The sequence below is a fragment of the Pseudomonas sp. FG29 genome (assembly GCF_057809355.1).
Genome location: NZ_JBMDJU010000008.1, coordinates 40362 through 58750, shown reverse-complemented (window position 1 = coordinate 58750; position 18389 = coordinate 40362). Strand labels below are relative to the sequence as shown.

17 protein-coding genes and 2 tRNA genes are annotated in these 18389 nt (G+C 62.7%); 12 read left to right on the top strand and 7 right to left on the bottom strand.

Features of this window, described 5'->3' with window-relative positions:
- Positions 1 to 59 precede the first annotated feature (59 nt).
- The gene (locus ACODS1_RS10930) at positions 60 to 473 is read right to left on the bottom strand and encodes an anti-virulence regulator CigR family protein (protein WP_489085667.1); all 414 of its coding nucleotides are present in this window, start codon (positions 471 to 473) and stop codon (positions 60 to 62) included.
- A gap of 187 nt (positions 474 to 660) precedes the next feature.
- On the opposite strand from ACODS1_RS10930, the gene ACODS1_RS10925 reads away from it, so the two are divergent.
- Positions 661 to 1986 carry a DEAD/DEAH box helicase gene (locus ACODS1_RS10925; protein ID WP_489085666.1) on the top strand — a complete coding sequence of 442 codons (1326 nt, stop codon included), beginning with the start codon at positions 661 to 663 and terminating at the stop codon, positions 1984 to 1986.
- 66 nt (positions 1987 to 2052) lie between these two features.
- On the opposite strand, the gene ACODS1_RS10920 is transcribed toward ACODS1_RS10925, so the two are convergent.
- Together ACODS1_RS10920 and ACODS1_RS10915 are read right to left on the bottom strand one after the other, a co-directional pair.
- Positions 2053 to 3888: an ABC transporter ATP-binding protein gene (locus tag ACODS1_RS10920; protein WP_489085665.1), complete on the bottom strand. Its 1836-nt coding sequence runs from the start codon at positions 3886 to 3888 to the stop codon at positions 2053 to 2055.
- Between the two features lie 36 nt (positions 3889 to 3924).
- The gene (locus tag ACODS1_RS10915) at positions 3925 to 4989 is read right to left on the bottom strand and encodes a metal-dependent hydrolase (protein WP_489085664.1); all 1065 of its coding nucleotides are present in this window, start codon (positions 4987 to 4989) and stop codon (positions 3925 to 3927) included.
- 114 nt (positions 4990 to 5103) lie between these two features.
- On the opposite strand from ACODS1_RS10915, the gene arfB reads away from it, so the two are divergent.
- Entirely contained in the window at positions 5104 to 5517 is a 414-nt protein-coding gene (gene arfB / locus ACODS1_RS10910; protein WP_489085663.1) for an alternative ribosome rescue aminoacyl-tRNA hydrolase ArfB, read from the top strand.
- Between the two features lie 61 nt (positions 5518 to 5578).
- On the opposite strand, the gene rdgC is transcribed toward arfB, so the two are convergent.
- Entirely contained in the window at positions 5579 to 6499 is a 921-nt protein-coding gene (gene rdgC, locus ACODS1_RS10905) for a recombination-associated protein RdgC (RefSeq protein WP_489085662.1), read from the bottom strand.
- Positions 6500 to 6751: 252 nt separating this feature from the next.
- Between rdgC and ACODS1_RS10900 the strand changes: the two genes are divergently transcribed.
- The 7 genes from ACODS1_RS10900 (at position 6752) to ACODS1_RS10870 (ending at position 9860) form a co-directional block, all read left to right on the top strand.
- A tRNA-Val gene (locus ACODS1_RS10900) sits at positions 6752 to 6827 on the top strand.
- Between the two features lie 15 nt (positions 6828 to 6842).
- Positions 6843 to 6919, top strand: a tRNA-Asp gene (locus ACODS1_RS10895).
- A 186-nt stretch (positions 6920 to 7105) separates the two neighbouring features.
- Complete coding sequence (gene bamJ / locus ACODS1_RS10890) at positions 7106 to 7837, top strand: BamJ family beta-barrel-assembly machinery protein (RefSeq protein ID WP_322978564.1); 732 nt, start codon at positions 7106 to 7108, stop codon at positions 7835 to 7837.
- A 337-nt stretch (positions 7838 to 8174) separates the two neighbouring features.
- Positions 8175 to 8630, top strand: coding sequence for a YkvA family protein (locus tag ACODS1_RS10885; RefSeq protein WP_489085661.1), 456 nt, complete (start codon positions 8175 to 8177; stop codon positions 8628 to 8630).
- 78 nt (positions 8631 to 8708) lie between these two features.
- Positions 8709 to 9032 carry a helix-turn-helix domain-containing protein gene (locus tag ACODS1_RS10880; protein WP_489085660.1) on the top strand — a complete coding sequence of 108 codons (324 nt, stop codon included), beginning with the start codon at positions 8709 to 8711 and terminating at the stop codon, positions 9030 to 9032.
- Positions 9029 to 9394 (top strand): hypothetical protein, encoded by a 366-nt coding sequence (locus ACODS1_RS10875; protein WP_322978561.1) that lies wholly within the window; start codon positions 9029 to 9031, stop codon positions 9392 to 9394. The genes ACODS1_RS10880 and ACODS1_RS10875 overlap by 4 nt, the downstream gene beginning before the upstream one ends.
- Positions 9387 to 9860: a tetratricopeptide repeat protein gene (locus ACODS1_RS10870; RefSeq protein WP_489085659.1), complete on the top strand. Its 474-nt coding sequence runs from the start codon at positions 9387 to 9389 to the stop codon at positions 9858 to 9860. Before ACODS1_RS10875 ends, ACODS1_RS10870 begins: the two co-directional genes overlap by 8 nt.
- Here the strand turns inward: ACODS1_RS10870 and ACODS1_RS10865 are convergent.
- A complete protein-coding gene (locus tag ACODS1_RS10865; protein ID WP_489085658.1) occupies positions 9848 to 11608 on the bottom strand; it encodes a bifunctional diguanylate cyclase/phosphodiesterase in 1761 nt (586 codons plus the stop codon). The two genes, ACODS1_RS10870 and ACODS1_RS10865, sit on opposite strands and share 13 nt — an antisense overlap.
- Before the next feature lie 104 nt (positions 11609 to 11712).
- Complete coding sequence (locus tag ACODS1_RS10860; RefSeq protein ID WP_322978558.1) at positions 11713 to 13791, bottom strand: carboxy terminal-processing peptidase; 2079 nt, start codon at positions 13789 to 13791, stop codon at positions 11713 to 11715.
- Positions 13792 to 13921: 130 nt separating this feature from the next.
- Between ACODS1_RS10860 and ACODS1_RS10855 the strand changes: the two genes are divergently transcribed.
- The 3 genes from ACODS1_RS10855 (at position 13922) to ahpF (ending at position 17395) form a co-directional block, all read left to right on the top strand.
- On the top strand, positions 13922 to 14887 hold the full coding sequence (locus ACODS1_RS10855; protein ID WP_489085657.1) for a zinc-binding dehydrogenase: 966 nt from the start codon (positions 13922 to 13924) through the stop codon (positions 14885 to 14887).
- A 142-nt stretch (positions 14888 to 15029) separates the two neighbouring features.
- Positions 15030 to 15593, top strand: coding sequence for an alkyl hydroperoxide reductase subunit C (ahpC, locus tag ACODS1_RS10850; protein WP_322978556.1), 564 nt, complete (start codon positions 15030 to 15032; stop codon positions 15591 to 15593).
- Between the two features lie 245 nt (positions 15594 to 15838).
- The gene (gene ahpF / locus ACODS1_RS10845) at positions 15839 to 17395 is read left to right on the top strand and encodes an alkyl hydroperoxide reductase subunit F (RefSeq protein ID WP_489085656.1); all 1557 of its coding nucleotides are present in this window, start codon (positions 15839 to 15841) and stop codon (positions 17393 to 17395) included.
- Positions 17396 to 17516: 121 nt separating this feature from the next.
- On the opposite strand, the gene ACODS1_RS10840 is transcribed toward ahpF, so the two are convergent.
- On the bottom strand, positions 17517 to 18359 hold the full coding sequence (locus ACODS1_RS10840; RefSeq protein ID WP_489085655.1) for a bifunctional allantoicase/(S)-ureidoglycine aminohydrolase: 843 nt from the start codon (positions 18357 to 18359) through the stop codon (positions 17517 to 17519).
- Positions 18360 to 18389: the final 30 nt, after the last annotated feature.

Genomic DNA, 18389 nt, shown 5'->3' with positions numbered 1-18389 from the left:
GTATTGGAGTGTCGTGCGTGGGGCAAGTTCTTCGGGCACGCTGCCGCTTGTCGGCCCAGTCAGTCCAGCACGTTGCGCAGAATTTCGTAGACGATGCCCGTAGCCACGGCCACCAGCACCACGTCGGTGCCGACCTGCTTCCACTCATAGCCCTCGTAATAAGGCAGGCGGCTCGCCAGGCGACTGTCGAAGCGCTTGGCGATGCCGGGCGGCAGCGGCTTGCCACGTGCCAGGTTCTTGGCGATGCCAGGCGGCAGTGGCGCACTGGAACCGATCAACTGGCGATTGTCGCCCAGGATGATGCGCACCTGGCCGATGTCCACGCTCGGGCCGCGCATGTCGATCTGTACCTGATCGTGGTCGTTGCCGTGCTTGTTGTTGCCTTTCCCCGGCGGCGGGCTGGCCAGCAAAGGTGAGGTGGCCAGGAGTAGGCTGAGACCCAGGCAAAGGGAGGTGCGGGTGTGCGTGAGCATGGCGGCGTTCCGTGTTGGGGATGCGTGATAGATAGGTTAGCGCGAGCGCTGGTTCCCGTGTCGATTGCTAATATTCTGAACGGCGTCGCGGCGTGCCGGCGGATTCTTCCTGCAAAGAAATTCGGCCCGGGCGCCGGAAACCGTTAGGCTATGCACCGTTTTGTCGATCCTTCGAGGTAGTGCCCCCGTGTTTGCCCAATTTGCCCTGCATGAACGCCTGCTCAAAGCCGTGGCCGAGCTCAATTTCGTCGAGCCGACGCCGGTGCAGGCAGCTGCCATTCCACTGGCACTGGAGGGCAAGGATCTGCGCGTGATCGCCCAGACCGGCAGTGGCAAAACCGCCGCCTTCGTCCTGCCATTGCTCAACCGCCTGCTCGGCGACGGCAACTCCCGTCAGCGCCTGAGCATTCGCGCGCTGATCCTGCTGCCGACCCGCGAGCTGGCGCAGCAGACGCTCAAGGAAGTGGAGCGTTTCGCTCAGTTCACCTTCCTCAAGGCCGGGCTGGTCACCGGTGGCGAGGACTTCAAGGTGCAGGCGGCGATGATGCGCAAGATCGACATTCTGATCGGTACACCGGGCCGTCTGATCGAGCATGCCAATGCCGGCAATCTGCCGCTCGATGAGGTCGAAGTGCTAGTCTTCGACGAGGCCGACCGCATGCTCGACATGGGCTTTGCCGAAGACGCCCAGCGCCTGGCCGAGGCCTGTGGGCCGCACCAGACGTTGCTGTTCTCCGCTACCACTGGCGGCAATGGCCTGCGCGAGATGATCGCCAAGGTGCTCAAGGAGCCGCAGCACCTGATGCTCAACAGCGTCAGCCAGCTCAACGAGGGCACCCGCCAGCAGATCATCACGGCCGACCACAACCATCACAAGGAACGACTGGTCGACTGGCTGCTGGCCCACGAAACCTATGACAAGGCCATCGTCTTCACCAATACCCGGGTGCAGGCGGATCGCCTGTACGGCAAATTGGTGGCGGCCGGCGTCAAGGCCTTCGTCCTGCACGGCGAGAAGGATCAGAAGGATCGCAAGCTGGCCATCGAGCGCCTGCGCCAGGGCGCGGTCAAGGTGCTGGTGGCCACCGACGTGGCTGCACGTGGTCTGGATGTCGATGGCCTGGATCTGGTGATCAACTTCGACATGCCGCGCTCCGGTGATGAGTACGTGCACCGCATCGGCCGTACCGGCCGCGCGGGCGGCGAAGGCCTGGCCGTATCGTTGATCTGCCACGGTGACTGGAACCTGATGTCGAGCATCGAGCGCTACCTCAAGCAGCGTTTCGAGCGTCGTACCATCAAGGAGCTCAAGGGCACCTACCAGGGGCCGAAGAACCTCAAGGCCTCGGGCAAGGCCGCCAGCAGCAAGAAGAAAAAGACCGACAAGAAAGACCCGAAGAAGGCCGCTGCGCCCAAGCGCAAGACCGGCCCACGCCCTGCTGGCAAGCCATCTGCGCTGGTCAGCGCCGACGGCAGCGCGCCGCTCAAGCGCAAGAAGCCGGCGGCGGAGTAACACGGCTGTCAGTGTAGGGTGGGTGTAACCCGCCGGCAGGAGTTGGCGGGTTGCACCGCCCTACACTTAGTCGACCCCGACGAAACCGCCGGTCTGGTGCTGCCACAGGCGTGCGTACAGGCCGCCACGGGCGATCAGTTCGGCGTGGCTACCGGTTTCGATCACCTGGCCTTGATCGATCACCACCAGGCGATCCATCCGGGCGATGGTCGACAGGCGGTGGGCAATGGCGATCACCGTCTTGCCCTGCATCAGGCTGTCCAGGCTTTCCTGGATGGCCGCTTCGACTTCCGAATCCAGCGCCGAGGTGGCTTCGTCCAGCACCAGGATCGGCGCGTCCTTGAGTAACACGCGGGCGATGGCGATGCGCTGGCGTTGCCCGCCGGACAGCTTGACCCCACGCTCGCCCACTTGCGCGTCCATGCCGCGCCCGCCCTGGCTGTCGTCCAGCGTGGGGATGAAGGTATCGGCACGTGCCTTGCGCACGGCGTCCCAGAGTTGCTCGTCGCTGGCGTCGGGTTTGCCGTAGCGCAGGTTGTCGCGAATTGAGCGGTGCAGCAGGGCAGTGTCCTGGGTCACTACGCCGATCTGTGCACGCAGGCTTTCCTGAGTCACCGTGGCGATGTCCTGACCATCGATCAGGATGCGCCCGCTTTCCAGGTCGTAGAGGCGCAGGAGCAAGTTGACCAGGGTGGATTTGCCCGCACCGGACGGGCCGACCAGGCCGATCTTCTCGCCAGGGCGGATGGCGATGTCCAGACCGGCGATCACCCCACCACGCTTGCCGTAATGGAAGTGGATGGCCTCGAAGCGCACCTCACCCCGGTTTACCTGCAGCGGCTGAGCGTCGTCGCGGTCGAGCACCTGACGCGGCTGGACGATGGTTTGCATGCCGTCCTGCACGGTGCCGACGTTCTCGAAGATGCCGTTGACCACCCACATGATCCATTCGGACATGTTGTTGATGCGGATCACCAGGCCGAGGGCCAGGGCGATGGCGCCGGTGCTGATCAGCGTCTGGCTCCACAGCCACAGCGCCAGGGCGCCGGTGCCGACGATCAGCACGCCGTTCATGCAGGTGATGAGAAAGTCCAGCGCCGTGATGGTGCGCGACTGCAGGCGGAACTTGTGCAGCAGCTCCTGCATGGCTTCGCGGGCGTAGCCTTCCTCTTCCTGCGAGTGGGCGAACAGCTTGAGCGTGGCGATGTTGCTGTAACCGTCGACTACCCGCCCCATGACCTTCGAGCGCGCGGCAGAGGCGGCCGCCGAGCGTGCCTTGATACGCGGCACGAAGTACCACAGCGCCGTGCTGTAGCCGACTATCCAAAGCAGCAGTGGCAGCACCAGGCGCAGGTCGGCGGCGGCGAACAGGTACAGCGCGCTGCCGGCATACACCAGCACATGCCACAGGGCATCGATCACCTGCATGGCCGATTCGCGTAGCGACGGGCCGGTCTGCATCACGCGCTGGGCGACGCGTCCGGCGAAATCGTTCTGGAAGAAGCTCAGGCTCTGCTTGAGTACATAGCGATGGTTCTGCCAGCGGATCAGGTTGCTCAGCCCCGGGTTGATCGCCTGATGCGCCAGCAGGTTGTGCAGGCCGAACACCACCGGACGGATGATCAACGCCACCAGCAGCATCCAAAGCAGATCGCTCCGATGTTCGGCGAAGAAGCTGCTGGCATCGGTGCTGGCCTGCGCCATGTCGATCAACTGGCCGAGGAAGGCGAACAGCGCCACCTCGATCAGGGCTGCGAAGAAGCCGATGATCAGCATGGCCAACATCAGTGGCCACACCTGTTTCAGGTAGTGGCCATAGAAAGGCAGCAGCCCCGCCGGTGGTGCCACATCGGGGCTGGGTTTGAACACGTCGATCAACGACTCGAAGCGGCGAAACAGCATGAGAGCGGCATCCTGCCCGGAAAGCGAACGCCGATCCTAGCGCGAACCCGTCTCAGCAGGCAGTGTTCTCTTCAGTTCGCTGGCCCAGGCCAGGAGCGGCACTTCGGTCTGTGGTTGCCAGATGCGCCGCAGTAACAGCAGCAACTGCTCGGGTTCGCCACGGGCGAAAGGCAGGCGCTCGATGGGGTGATTGACCTGCCAGCGGCCCTCCTGCCAATGGGCGAAATCGAAGCGGAAGGGGTGGTAGCCGGTCATGCCCAGGCGCAGGTCGGTGACGATCAGGCGGCCGTCGATCTGGTCATAGCGCAGCATGCCGCCGCTGAACCAGGTCAGGCGCTGATGCATCGCGGCATCTGCCAGTGCCGGGCGCAGCTGAGTGCCCAGGGGCAGACGCTGCAGTTGTGGTGGTGCACTGTCGAACCAGCCGGTCAGCGCCTCGTGGTAATACTCGCCATCGAGCACGATGACGCGCCACAGCAGGCTGTTGAACGGGGTAGGCGTGACGAACAACTGCTCGGCTTGGATGTCCTGGCGTGCCAGCTCACGCTCGACACGCTGTTCGGCCATGTACTTGCCTGTCAGGGTGAAGCCCAGATAAAGCGTGGACAGTGCCAGGGCAATGACGGGTACCTGGGCGGAGCGTTCGCGCAGGCCGCCGATCAGCCCGACCAGCACGGCGACGATCAGTGGCAGGGTGTACAGCGGGTCGATGATGAAGATGCTCGACCAGGCCGTCGGCGTGGGCATCAGTGGCCAGAACAGCTGGGTGCCGTAGCTGGTGAAGGCATCCAGCAACGGATGGGTGATCAAGACGAGCCATAACGTCAGCAGCAGGCGCTGGCTCGAATAGCCGGGGTGTGGTCGATAACGCCGTGCCAGCCAGGTCAGCAGCAGGGCCAGGCCGCTGAGGACGAACAGCGAGTGGCTGAAGCCGCGGTGATAGGTCATGTCGGCGACCGCGTCGCCATAGTCGATGGCGACATCGAGGTCGGGCAGGGTGGCGAGCATGGCGCCATAGAGCAGCGCCTTGCGCCCCTGCCAGCGGCCGAGCAGTGCGCCCTGGATGGTGGCGCCAAGAACGGCCTGGGTAATCGAGTCCATAGGGTGGATCCACGAATGACGAGGCCGTTACGTTAGCCGAGCGTTGCCGGCGCCGCCGTAGCGAAATTTCAAGCAAAGGTTACAGTAGGCATCGCACAAGCCAGGCCATCCCCCATGCTGATCATTTCCAACGCTGTCCATCTCCCGCTCGATGAGATCGAACTGACCGCCATCCGCGCCCAGGGCGCGGGTGGGCAGAACGTCAACAAGGTGTCCAGCGCCATGCATCTGCGTTTCGACAGCCAGGCTTCGTCGTTGCCGCCCTTCTACAAGGAGCGTTTGCTGGCTGCGAGCGATTCGCGCATCACTGCAGAGGGGGTGGTGATCATCAAGGCGCAGCAGTTCCGCACCCAGGAGCAGAATCGTGCAGATGCGCTGGAGCGCCTCGCGGAGCTGATCCGCAGCGTCGCCAAGACCGAGAAGAAACGCCGCCCGACCAAGCCCACGCGTGGCTCGCAAACCCGCCGGCTGGACGGCAAGAACAAGCGCGGGGCGATCAAAGCCGGGCGTGGGCGGGTCGATTACTGACGCGTCAGAGCCGCAGCGAGGGAGGCAGCGAATCGCCTTGCGGCGATCCGCTGGGGGAGGGTCAGATGCCCTGCGGGATCTCTTCGCCGCCGAGGGCGGTGAACAGCTCGGGGAGGAACTCGACCAGGGTCATCATCATCAGGATGAAGCTGGCGTCCTGCTGAGCCAGGGCATCGTCGCCGCCGTCCTGCTCGGCCTGTTCCTGCAGCACGTCCTCGAAACGCAGGCGCTTGATGGTCAGCTTATCGTCCAGCACGAAGGACAGCTTGTCCTGCCAGGCCAGCGACAACTGGGTGACCTGCTTGCCGGTGGACAGGTGCAGCTGGATTTCCTCGCTGGTCAGATCCTGGCGCTTGCAGCGCACCACGCCGCCATCTTCGTGGGTGTCGCGCAGCTCGCATTCATCCAGAACGAAGAAACCTTCGGCCGCCTTCTGGACCTTCAGCCAATCGGTGAGGGTGGCTGTCGGGGCGATCTTCACCGACAGCGGGCGCACCGGCAGCGAGCCGATGGCTTCACGCAGGGTGGATAGCAGGTCTTCGGCTTTCTTCGCGCTGGCGCTATCGACCAGGATCATGCCCTGTTTCGGGGCGATGGCGGCGAAGGTGCCGGACTTGCGGATGAAGGCGCGCGGCAGGAAGGCCTGGACGATCTCGTCCTTGATCTGGTCGCGCTCCTTCTTGTAGACCTTGCGCATCTGGGCGTTCTCGATCTCGTCGACCTTCTCCTTCAGCGCGTCACGCACCACCGAGCCCGGCAGGATGCGTTCTTCCTTGCGCGTGCCGATCAGCAGGAAGTCGCCGCTGACATGCACCAGCGGTGCATCCTCGCCCTTGCCGAAGGGGGCGACGAAACCGTAGGTGGTCAGCTCCTGGCTGGCGCAAGGACGGGCGAGCTTGCTCGCCAGAGCCGCTTCCAGAGCGTCGGCGTCGAAAGGGATGTCCTGGGTAAGGCGATAGACCAGCAGGTTACGGAACCACATGTGCGGATGACTCTCCATTGGCGTAAGGGGGCAGGCCGGCCAGGCGGCGCGACGGCGAACGCGGCAGCCAGGCTGCCGATGCGAAGCGCGCATTATTGTCGGCCTCGGCGTTCAGGCCAACCATTGGCAAGCAGCCGCTCGGAAAATTCCCCAGGCGGCGCTAAGTTCTTGCTACTTCGATAAATTTTTTTCACATCGGGGCTTGCCAAGGTCATCAACGCTCTCTAGAATGCGCCCCACTTCGAGAGTGAAGGGTGATTAGCTCAGCCGGGAGAGCATCTGCCTTACAAGCAGAGGGTCGGCGGTTCGATCCCGTCATCACCCACCAATCTCGCAGTTACGCGCAGCGGTAGTTCAGTCGGTTAGAATACCGGCCTGTCACGCCGGGGGTCGCGGGTTCGAGTCCCGTCCGCTGCGCCATTCTTTTCCTCGCTTCATCCCCTCCTGTGACAATCCTTCAGCGTTCGCCTGAATTTTCAAAAAATCCTTTGTTTGCCTGAACTTATGCGCTTTGCTCGGCTCCTATGCCGTAGCCAGTGATCGTGGCGTGCTGCTAAGCTCGCGCTTTCACACGACGGCCTTCGGGCGCATCTACAAGGAACAAGCATGAAACAGCATCGTTTGGCGGCGGCGGTTGCCCTGGTGGGTCTGGTGCTCACCGGTTGTGATTCGCAGACCAGCGAAGTCGAACTCAAGTCCCCGGCGCAGAAAGCCTCCTACGGTATCGGTCTGAACATGGGCCGTAGCCTTTCTGAGGAAGGCATGGACGATCTGGATTCCAAGGCCGTCGCCCAGGGCATCGAAGATGCGCTGGCGAAGAAGGATCCGCGCATCAAGGATGAGGAGATGGTCGAGGCCTTCACCTTCCTGCAGAACCGTGCCCAAGAGCGCATGGTTACCCTGAGCAAGGAAACTGCCGAAGCCGGCAAGAAGTTCCTTGAAGAAAACGGCAAGCGTGAAGGCGTGGTGACCACTGCCTCCGGCCTGCAGTATGAAGTGATCAAGAAGACCGACGGCGCTCAGCCCAAGGCCAGCGACGTGGTGACCGTTCACTACGAAGGCAAGCTGACCGACGGCAGCGTATTCGACAGCTCGGTCGCTCGTGGCAGCCCCATCGATCTGCCGGTCAGCGGTGTGATTCCGGGTTGGGTCGAAGGCCTGCAACTGATGCACGTGGGTGAGAAGTACAAGCTGTACATCCCCAGCGAGCTGGCTTACGGCGAGCAGAGCCCGTCGCCGGCCATTCCGGCCAACTCGGTGCTGGTGTTCGATCTCGAACTGATCGGCATCAAGGATCCGAGCCAGCAGCAAGGTCAGGATCAAGACGCCGCTCAGTAACACCTGCGAGCGCCCGAAAAACGCCCCGTCTTGACGGGGCGTTTGCGTTTTTACCCTTGACCGAGGCGCTCGCCTCTGATCTCGATGTTACGCTTATGCACATTTTGGGAATCGCTCCCAAGTGGATTTCGTTACAGTTGGCTGCTGTCTTTGTCAACCTTCAACTTGTTGATTTCATTGAGGTTTATGGGTTGGGCAAAAAATGTCCGATCTAAGCGAAGGCCGCATGCCACGGGGCTTTGGTAAGCTTGTCGAAGTTCTTTGCACAGGTTTATCCACAGCTTCGGTGGATAAGCCGATCAATCCCAGGCAGTGACTGGGCTGCCAAGGAGATGCGATGAAAACTCCCTGGAAACTGGCGCGTTACCTCCCACTGGCCGCTCGCTTTCTGCGTGAAGGTCGGCTGCCAGAGCTGCTGCGTGCGGTGGCGGACAAGAAGACGCCGTCGGGCGCTCGTTTCGCCGCGCTCAGAGAGGATCTCGACCTGCTGCGGGCCCTGTGTATGGCCTGGCTCAAAGGTGAATATCGGCAGGTCAGCAAGCAGGCCATGCTGATGGTCGTCGCCGCGCTGCTGTACTTTCTCACGCCGCTCGATGCCATTCCGGACTGGCTGGTCGGGCTGGGCTTCGTCGACGATCTGGCGGTGCTGGCGTGGGTACTCAACACCTGGAAAGGAGAATTGCAGGCGTTTCGTGCCTGGCGTGAGCGACAATCGCCGCAACGCCTGGCCGCCATCGAATATCTGCCTGAGGGGGAGCAGGGCGGGCTCGTTCCGCCGCGGGCGAACACCTGACCTTGGGCGCCTGTTAAGATGACCGCTCGTCAAGGAAAGGGCCGAGGCATCGGCTCTGCCGTTCCCATGGAGATATCGATGACAGTGCAAATCATTGCCCGCGATGGCGAACCGGAATACGCCGTGCTGCCCTGGGCGGATTATCAGGCTTTGCTGCAGGCTGCTGGCCAGGCCGTTGCCGAGGCGGCGCCGACTGCAGCGGCTGTACCCAGCGCTGTGCGGCCGGCGCTCATCGAGCTGGCACGGCTGCGTGAGGCCAAGGGCCTGGCGGCTGAGGAACTGGCCCGCAGCGTGGGCATCAGCCCTCACTATCTGGCAATGATCGAGCGTGGCGAGCGTATACCGGACGCGGCCATCCAGCGCTCGCTGGCCTGGCAGCTCGGGCTGGAGGGCTGGTCTTGAGCGTACGGATCAGCCGTCAGCACTGGCAGGCGTTGCTCACTGAGCTGGATGATGCCCGCCGTCAGCGCCATCTGTTGACCTACCGTGCCTTGATCGAGCGCCTGGTGTTGCCAAGCCCGGCCATGCAGACCCTGGCGGCGGCGCTCGAGCATCTGGCGGCGCTGGACGCGCGTGCCGAACGGCCACTGCGCAGTGCGCTGGTGATCAGTCAGGGTGCCAGTCGTCTGCCGCGAACCGGCTTCTTCGAGTGCGCCACGCGTCTGGGGCGTTTTTCCGGTGCCTCCGACGGGGTGGCCGCGGCGTCCTGGCACGCTTCCGAGGTGGCGCGCGTGTTCGAATTCGATTACCCCGACGATGTCTAGGCTGCTCTGGACGTTACGCGCACGCCTGGGCTACTGGCTGGCCAGGCGTCTGTTTCATTGGTCCTGGATCATGCGCCAGCCTCGCGCCTGGCAATGGATGCAGGGGCAGTACGGGCGCATGGCGAATCTGGGGGATGTTTCGGCGCAGAGTTTCTACGGCCATATTCTGGCGTTTCGTGGGCAGGGGCTCGGGGCGCGTGAAGAGGGCATGCGCCTGTTGCGCCTGGCCGCCCAAGGCGGTGATGGCAAGGCGGCCTATCAGGTCGGGTTGCTGGCGCTCAAAGGCGATGCGCGGCACGCACCGGATGGCCAGGAGGCCGTACGCTGGCTGGAGCTGGCGCTACAAGCTGGGCATCCTCTGGCGGCCCGACATCTCGCGCAACTTTACCGGGAGGGGGCTCCCGGTCTGCAAGTCGATATGCAACAGGCAGCCCGTTATGCCGAGCTGGAGAGTCAGGCGCGCTGAGCCTTCGCTTCGATGACGTGCACGCTATAGCCTGGCACGGCCTTGGCTCCGCGTTTGGCATCGGAGGCCAGTTCGGCCAGCTGGGCTGCGTCGAGCTCGCCGCAGTCCTGCTCCAGCAGATGCACCACGCCGATCGAGAGTGACAGCAGCGGGTATTCCTGACGCTGCCCCTGACGGTTGTGGGCACTGAAACAGCCGGCCTGCAGATGCTCCTCGCGGTAGAAGCGCCGACACTGGTTCTGGAACTCCTCCAGCAGGCGACTGAGCTTCTGCCGCCAATCGTCGGTGCCCAGCACCAGCATGAAGTCGTCGCCGCCGATATGGCCGACGAAATCCCGCGCCGGATCGACCCGCTCATTCAGGCACTGCGCCAGGCACAGCAGCACTTCGTCACCCTTGGCGTAACCGTAGAGATCATTGAAGGGCTTGAAGCTGTCGATATCGACGTAGCACACCGCCGCCTTGCGCTTCTGCTGCAGCAAGCGGGTCAGGCATTGCTGGATCGGCACGTTGCCCGGTAGCAGGGTCAGTGGGTTGGCGTGGCGGGCCTGTTGCAGCTTCTGTTCGGTAATCAGCTTGAGCACGTCGATCACCCGGCCCAGGCCGCGATAGCGCCCTTGCTGGATGATGATGAAGTCTTCCTCAATGCGCTGCCGGGCGCGGCTGGTCAGCAGCCGGCTGACTTTCTGCAGCGATTGCGTCAACTCGACGGCAAGGAAATCCTCGCTCATCAGGCGGCTGATCGGCTTGCGCGCGAACAGCTCGGTAGCGAAGGGCTTGAGCAGGGCCTCGGACAGCGAGTGGCGATGCACGATGCCCACTGGTTGCTGCTCGTTGTTGAGCACCGCCAGGGAGTTGAGGTTGGGCTGGGCACGAAATACGTCCAGCACGTCGGCAGTCGCGGTCTGCTGATCCACGGCCGGCAGTTCATTGAGCAGGGCGCTCAGATCGTGGCTGTCCTCGCCCAGCGTTTCCTGACTGTCGAGCAGCTCTGGCAGCATCTTCCGGGCATCGCGCGGCGGTTTCTCCTGCGGCCGGCCGATCAGGTAGCCCTGCACCAGATCCACCCCCATCTCGGCCAATACGGTGAGTTCCTCGACCAATTCGATGCCTTCGGCGATGACCTGGGCGCGCGAGGCCTGAGCCATCTTCAGGATGGAACCGACGAACTCGCGTTTGACCGCATCCTGGTGGATGCCATCGATGAAGTGGCGGTCGATCTTCACGTAATCCGGGCGCAGCTCCGACCACAGGCGCAGGCTGGAGTAACCGGCGCCCAGATCATCCAGGGCGATGGAAAATCCCATGGCGCGGTAGTGATGCAGGGCGTTGTCGAGCAGGCCGAAATCCTCGGTCGGCGACTGTTCTGTGAGTTCGATCACCACCTGACTGGGCGGTATGCCGAAGGCCTGCAGCAACTGCAGGGTGCGTCCTGGCTGATGGCTGGCTTCGAGCAGGGACTCGGGGGAGACGTTGAGAAACAGCTTGCCCTCCAGCCCCAGATTGCTGAAACGCTTGCAGGCACTCTTGCGGCAGAGCATTTCCAGTTCGCTGAGACGCCCCGCGTGGCGTGCGACGGCAAACAGCGTGAGTGGGGAGTGCAAGGCGCTGTTGGAGGGGCCGCGCGTCAGGGCTTCGTAGCCAAGGATGCGCTGCTCGGAAAGGGAGACGATCGGTTGGAACAGGCTGTTGAGGTCTCCGTGAGCGAGGATGTTACCCAGTGCGCTCAACTGCTCGGTGACGGTCATGGTGGTCTCGTTATGCCTGGAAACGAAAAGGGCCGATCAATGATCGGCCCTCGTATTTCACGACAGTTTGATGACTGCTTGATGACAGATTCCAGCTGCTGTCATCAATGCAGCGCCAGCGACGGGTTGAGCCCCAGGTAGTCGATCAGGATGTGCCCGGACTCGGACAGATAGGCATCGTCCTCGGGCTTGCTCTTGTCCTCTTCGGCGGGCAGGGCGTCCTCGTCTTCCTTGGCCAGTTCCTTGAGCGGTTCCTCGCCCTTGGCCTGGCGTCGATCGTTCTCCAGCTTGAGCTGCTTGGCCTCGATATCGGCCTGTTGCGCGCGACGCTTGGTCTCGTTGAGGCTGACTGTGGTTTCGGCCATCAGTTGCTTCGACAGGTCGATGCTGGCGCGCGTGAAGAGGAAGTCCGGATCATGCGCGGTACGCTGATCGTGCTTGCTCTGCAGTTGCTTGAGGAACGGTTTGATCGGATCCAGCTCCGGCTTGATCGCCGGACGGATGCTGTCCCAGGGCATGGCCGCCGGCAGGGCGCTCTCGCCGATGTCCTTGGTGTTCATCACGTCGGGGTAGGCGATATCCGGCAGTACGCCCTGGTGTTGGGTGCTCTGCCCGGAGACGCGATAGAACTTGGCCAGGGTCAGCTTCAGCTCGCCATGGTTGAGCGGCTGGATGGTTTGCACCGTGCCCTTGCCGAAGGTCTGGCCGCCGAGGATCAGCGCGCGGTGATAGTCCTGCATGGCGCCAGCGAAGATCTCCGACGCCGAGGCGGAGAGGCGGTTGACCAGCACAGCCAGCGGGCCCTTGTAATAGGCGCCCTTGTTCTCATCGGCGAGCACGTCGACACGGCCGTCGGCGTTGCGCACCAGTACGGTCGGGCCCTGGTCGATGAACAGGCTGGTCAGTTCGGTGGCTTCCTGCAGGGAGCCGCCGCCGTTGTTGCGCAGGTCGATGACCAGGCCGTCGACTTTCTCTTTCTGCAACTCGTCGATCAGGCGCTTAACGTCGCGAGTGGTGCTCTTGTAGTCCGGATCGCCGGCACGGAAGGCCTTGAAGTCCAGATAGAAGGCCGGCAGCTCGATCACGCCAAGCTTGTAGTCACGGCCATCCTGGGTCAGATGCAGCACCTTCTTCTTCGCGGCCTGTTCCTCGAGCTTGACCGACTCGCGGGTGATGGTGACCACCTTGCTGGTCTGGTCGCTCGGCGGGTTGCTCGCCGGGATCACTTCCAGGCGCACGGTGGAGCCTTTCGGGCCACGGATCAGCTTGACCACTTCGTCCAGGCGCCAACCGATCACGTCGACCATTTCATCGTTGCCTTGCGCAACACCGATGATCTTGTCGGCCGGGGCGATCTGCTTGCTTTTCTCGGCCGGGCCGGCCGGCACCAGGCGCACGACCTTGACGTATTCGCTGTCGTTCTGCAGCACCGCACCGATGCCTTCGAGCGACAGGCTCATGTTGATGTCGAAGTTTTCCGCGTTGTCCGGAGACAGGTAGGTGGTGTGCGGATCGTAGGTGGTGGCAAAGGCGTTGATATAAGCCTGGAACACGTCTTCGCCACGCGTCTGCTGCAGACGCGAGAGCTGGTTCTTGTAACGCTTGGTGAGCAGTTCCTGGATAGCCTTGGTGTCCTTGCCGGCGATTTTCAGGCGCAGCACCTCGTCTTTCACGCGCTTGCGCCAGAGTTCGTCGAGCTCGGCACTATCCTTGGCCCAGGGAGCTTTCTCGCGATCCACCTGCAGGCTTTCGTCGACGCTGAAGTCGATCTTGTCCACGCCCTTGTCGAGCAAGGCCAGGGCATAGTCCAGGCGCTCCTGAAGACGGGTCAGATGACGGCGGTAGATGAAGAAGCCTGGTTCGAGATCTCCGGATTTCAGCAGATCGTCGAACTTGGTTCGCCACTGATTGAACTCGGCGATATCGCCAGCGGTGAAATAGCTGCGCGATGGATCGAGCATCTTCAGATAGTTGTCATAGATCTGGATCGAACGCTCGTCGTTCAGCGGCGGCTTGTTGTAGTGGTGACGGCGCAACAGTTCCACTACGTTGAGGCTGGCGATCACCTGCTCGCGATCCGGCTGCAGGTATTCCCAGTCGGCGCTGGTGGTCTTGGCCGCCAGCGGCAAGGCGCTGAAGCCGAGGGCGAGTGCGAGGGCTGTGCTTGCGAGAGAGCGCTTCATGCTGATTCGACGTAGTGGCAGGTGATAACGCATATTAGGCCGTATATGTGGGCGCCAGGTTCCGTTGGCGCTGGGCAGAAGCCCGGCGGTCAGCCGCTGGGCTCGGTTTCACTTGCACTATGGAGGCAGCATGAAGGCATTGCAAGGCGTCGAAGGGCGCGCAGAGTGGCTGGAACAACCGACCCAGACCTGCGATGTGGGCCAGATTCGGGTGAAAGTTGCGGCTGCCGGCCTCAACCGTGCCGATCTTTTGCAGCGCGCAGGGCTCTATCCGCCGCCGCCTGGAGCCAGCCAGGCGCTTGGCCTGGAGTGCGCCGGTGTGGTTACGGAGGTCGGGGCTGGTAGCACCTGGGTGGTCGGGGATCGCGTGTGTTGTCTGCTCGCGGGCGGCGGCATGGCCGAGGAAGTGGTGGTCGATGCCCGTCATGCGTTGCCGGTACCTGAGGGCCTCAGTCTGGCGCAGGCGGCCGGCTTGCCAGAGGTGTACGCCACGGCCTGGCTCAACCTGTTCCAGCTCGCCGGTCTCAAGCCGGGTGAGAAGGTGCTGCTGCACGCGGGAGCCAGTGGTGTCGGCTCGGCCGCCATCCAGTTGTGCAAGGCGTTCGGCAGCCCCTGCTGGGTCAGTGTCGGCTCGGCTGAGCGGCTGGCCTATTGCGAGGCACTTGGCGCGCAGGGTGGGGTGTTACGCGGTGATGGGCTCGAAGGGTTGCGAGATTTTGGCCCGTTCGACGTGATTCTCGACCCGGTAGGCGGCAAATATGCCGGGCTCAACCTCGATCTGCTGGCGCAGGATGGGCGCTGGGTCAACATCGGTCTGATGGGCGGGCGCGAGGCCAGTCTCGATCTGGCTCAGGTACTGGGCAAGCGCATCCAACTGATCGGCTCGACCCTGCGCAATCGCGATGACCGCTTCAAGGGTGAGCTGCTGCTCGAGCTACGGCAGCACGTCTGGCCACTGTTCGACGAAGGGCGAATCAAGCCGCAACTGGAGCGCACTTTCTCACTCCAAGACAGTGAGGCTGCCTTCGAAGCATTGGCCAGCAACCAGGTGTCCGGCAAGGTGGTGCTGCTGATCGATCCCGAGCTGGCACAATAGGGCCTCTCGATGATTGGCAGCACTGATTGCCACATTCAATCGATACCATGGGTGTAATCAATAAGCTTTTTTTCGATAGGCGGCTAATATACGCCCCATCGAAGTTCTAACCCTCAGTGAAACCTCAATCAAGGAGTCAGAGATGTCCCTCATCAATACTCAAGTGCAACCGTTCAAGGCCAACGCTTTCCACAACGGCGAATTCATCGAAGTCACCGAGCAGAGCCTGCAGGGCAAGTGGTCCGTGCTGATCTTCATGCCGGCTGCCTTCACCTTCAACTGCCCGACCGAAATCGAAGACGCCGCCAACAACTACGCCGAGTTCCAGAAGGCCGGTGCCGAGGTCTACATCGTGACCACCGACACCCACTTCTCGCACAAGGTCTGGCACGAAACTTCGCCGGCCGTGGGCAAGGCCCAGTTCCCGCTGATCGGTGACCCGACTCACCAGCTGACCAACGCTTTCGGCGTACACATCGCTGAAGAAGGTCTGGCTCTGCGCGGCACCTTCGTGATCAACCCGGAAGGCGTGATCAAGACCGTCGAGATCCACTCCAACGAGATCGCTCGTGACGTCTCCGAGACCCTGCGCAAGCTGAAAGCTGCCCAGTACACCGCCGCTCACCCGGGCGAAGTCTGCCCGGCCAAGTGGAAAGAAGGTGAGAAGACCCTGGCTCCGTCCCTGGATCTGGTTGGCAAGATCTAAAAATGGGCGCAGAGCTGCTGCGCTAGGTATTGCTGCGTTGAAATCAGGCTCGGGCTGCTCATTTACAGCTCGTAAACTCCGCGCCCTCGCCTGATTTCGCCTTGCACTACCGTCGCTCGCGACGCTCTTCATCCCATTTTCGCCTTACAAGGTCTAAAAGGCCTTTGAAGGTGCCCGAACGCCCGGGCGCGATCCGTCCGGGCGTTTTTTCGCCCGTAATTCGCTATTTCTAGAGGATTCCCGTCATGTTGGACGCCAATCTGCAAACCCAGTTGAAGGCCTACCTGGAAAAGGTCACCCAGCCGTTCGAGATCGTCGCGTCCCTGGATGACGGCGAGAAGTCCAAGGAACTGCTCGGGCTGCTGCAAGACATCGTCGGCCTGACCGACAAGATCACCCTCAAGACCGATGGCAACGACGCCCGTCGTCCGTCGTTCTCGCTCAATCGTCCTGGTGCGGATATCGGCCTGGCATTCGCCGGCATCCCCATGGGCCATGAGTTCACCTCGCTGGTGCTGGCGCTGCTGCAGGTGGGCGGGCATCCGTCCAAGCTCGACGCCGAGACCATCGAGCAGATCAAGGGCATCGAAGGCAAGTTCGAGTTCGAGACCTACTTCTCGCTGAGCTGCCAGAACTGCCCGGATGTGGTGCAGGCGCTGAACCTGATGGCGGTGCTCAATCCCAACATCCGCAACGTCTCCATCGACGGCGCGCTGTTCCAGGAAGAAGTCGAGCGTCGCCAGATCATGGCCGTGCCGAGCATCTACCTGAACGGTGAAGTATTCGCCTCCGGCCGTATGGACGTGAAGCAGATCCTCGCCAAGATCGATACCGGTGCTTCCAGCCGTGACGCCGAGAAAATGACCGCCAAGGAAGCCTTCGACGTGCTCGTGGTCGGCGGTGGCCCGGCTGGCGCCTCGGCGGCCATCTATGCCGCCCGTAAAGGCATCCGCACCGCCATTGCCGCCGAGCGCTTCGGTGGTCAGGTGCTCGACACCATGGCTATCGAGAACTTCATCTCGGTGAAGGAAACCGAAGGCCCGAAACTGGTACGCGCCCTGGAGGAACACGTCAAGGAATACGAAGTTGACGTGATGAACCTGCAACGTGCGTCGGCTCTGGTACCGGCCAGCGGTGAAGGCGGCCTGCATGAAGTGAAGTTCGAGAACGGCGCTTCGCTCAAGGCCAAGACCGTGATCCTCTCCACCGGCGCGCGCTGGCGCGAGATGGGGGTTCCCGGCGAGCAGGAATACAAGGCCAAGGGCGTGTGCTTCTGCCCGCACTGCGACGGCCCGCTGTTCAAGGGCAAGCGCGTGGCGGTGATCGGCGGCGGTAACTCCGGCGTCGAAGCGGCCATCGACCTGGCCGGCATCGTCAGCCATGTCACCCTGCTGGAGTTCGCCGATACCCTGCGTGCCGACGCCGTGCTGCAGAAGAAGCTGTTCAGCCTGCCGAACGTGACCGTGATCAAGAGCGCGCAGACCACCGAGGTCAAGGGCGACGGCCAGAAGGTTACCGGCCTGGTGTACAAGGATCGCACTACCGCGGCGCTGCACACCGTCGAGCTGGAAGGCATCTTCGTGCAGATCGGCCTGCTGCCCAACAGCGACTGGCTCAAAGGCACCATCGAACTCAACCGTTTTGGCGAGATCATCGTCGATGCCAAGGGCGCGACCAACATCCCCGGTGTATTCGCTGCCGGTGACGTGACCACCGTGCCGTACAAGCAGATCGTCATCGCCGTGGGCGAGGGTGCCAAGGCTTCGCTGAGCGCCTTCGACCACCTGATCCGCCATAGCTGATCGGTTGCTGCAGAAACTGAAAGGCCACCCCGAGGGGTGGCCTTTTTTGTTCGTGCGTGTGGGAGGGGCTTGGGTAGCGATCTGATCGCGGCTGAAGCCGCTCCTACGGGCACGCCATCATTCAGCGTTTGAGGCCGCCCAGGGTCAGCGGCATCTGGCGGTTCACGTCCTTGTACAGCAGGTAGCGGAAGCGACCCGGGCCGCCGGCGTAGCAGGCCTGCGGGCAGAAGGCGCGCAGCCACATGAAGTCACCAGCCTCGACCTCGACCCAGTCCTGGTTCAGGCGATACACCGCCTTGCCTTCCAGCACATAGAGGCCGTGCTCCATGACGTGGGTTTCGGCGAAGGGAATCACGCCGCCCGGCTCGAAGTTGACGATGTTGACGTGCATGTCATGGCGCATGTCGCTGATGTCAACGAAGCGCGTGGTGCTCCAGCGGCCTTCGGTGCCCGGCATGACGATGGGGTCGATGTCCTGTTCGTGGGTGACGAAGGCTTCCGGGTAGGGTACGCCGTCAACGGCTTGATAGGCCTTACGCAGCCAGTGGAAGCGTACCGCTTCGCTGCTCTTGTTGCGCAGCGACCAATCGCTCTGCGGCGGGATGAAGGCGTAGCTGCCCGGGCGCAGGGCGTGCTGCGTGCCGTTCAGGGTCAGGTCGCAGGTGCCTTCGACCACGAAGATCACGCCTTCGGCCGTCGGATCCAGCTCCGGCTTGTCACTGCCGCCGTTCGGGCTGACTTCGACGATGTACTGCGAGAAGGTTTCGGCGAAGCCGGTCAGCGGGCGGGCGATGACCCACATGCGCATGTTGTCCCAGAACGGCAGGTGGCTGGTGACGATGTCACGCATCACGCCTTTGGGAATGACGGCATAGGCCTCGGTGAACATGGCACGGTCGGTCAGCAATTGCTCCTGACCGGGGTGGCCGCCATGCGGGGCATAGTAGAAGGGCGTTTTACTCATCGAGAAGGGCCTCGGCGATGGTGAAGCGTC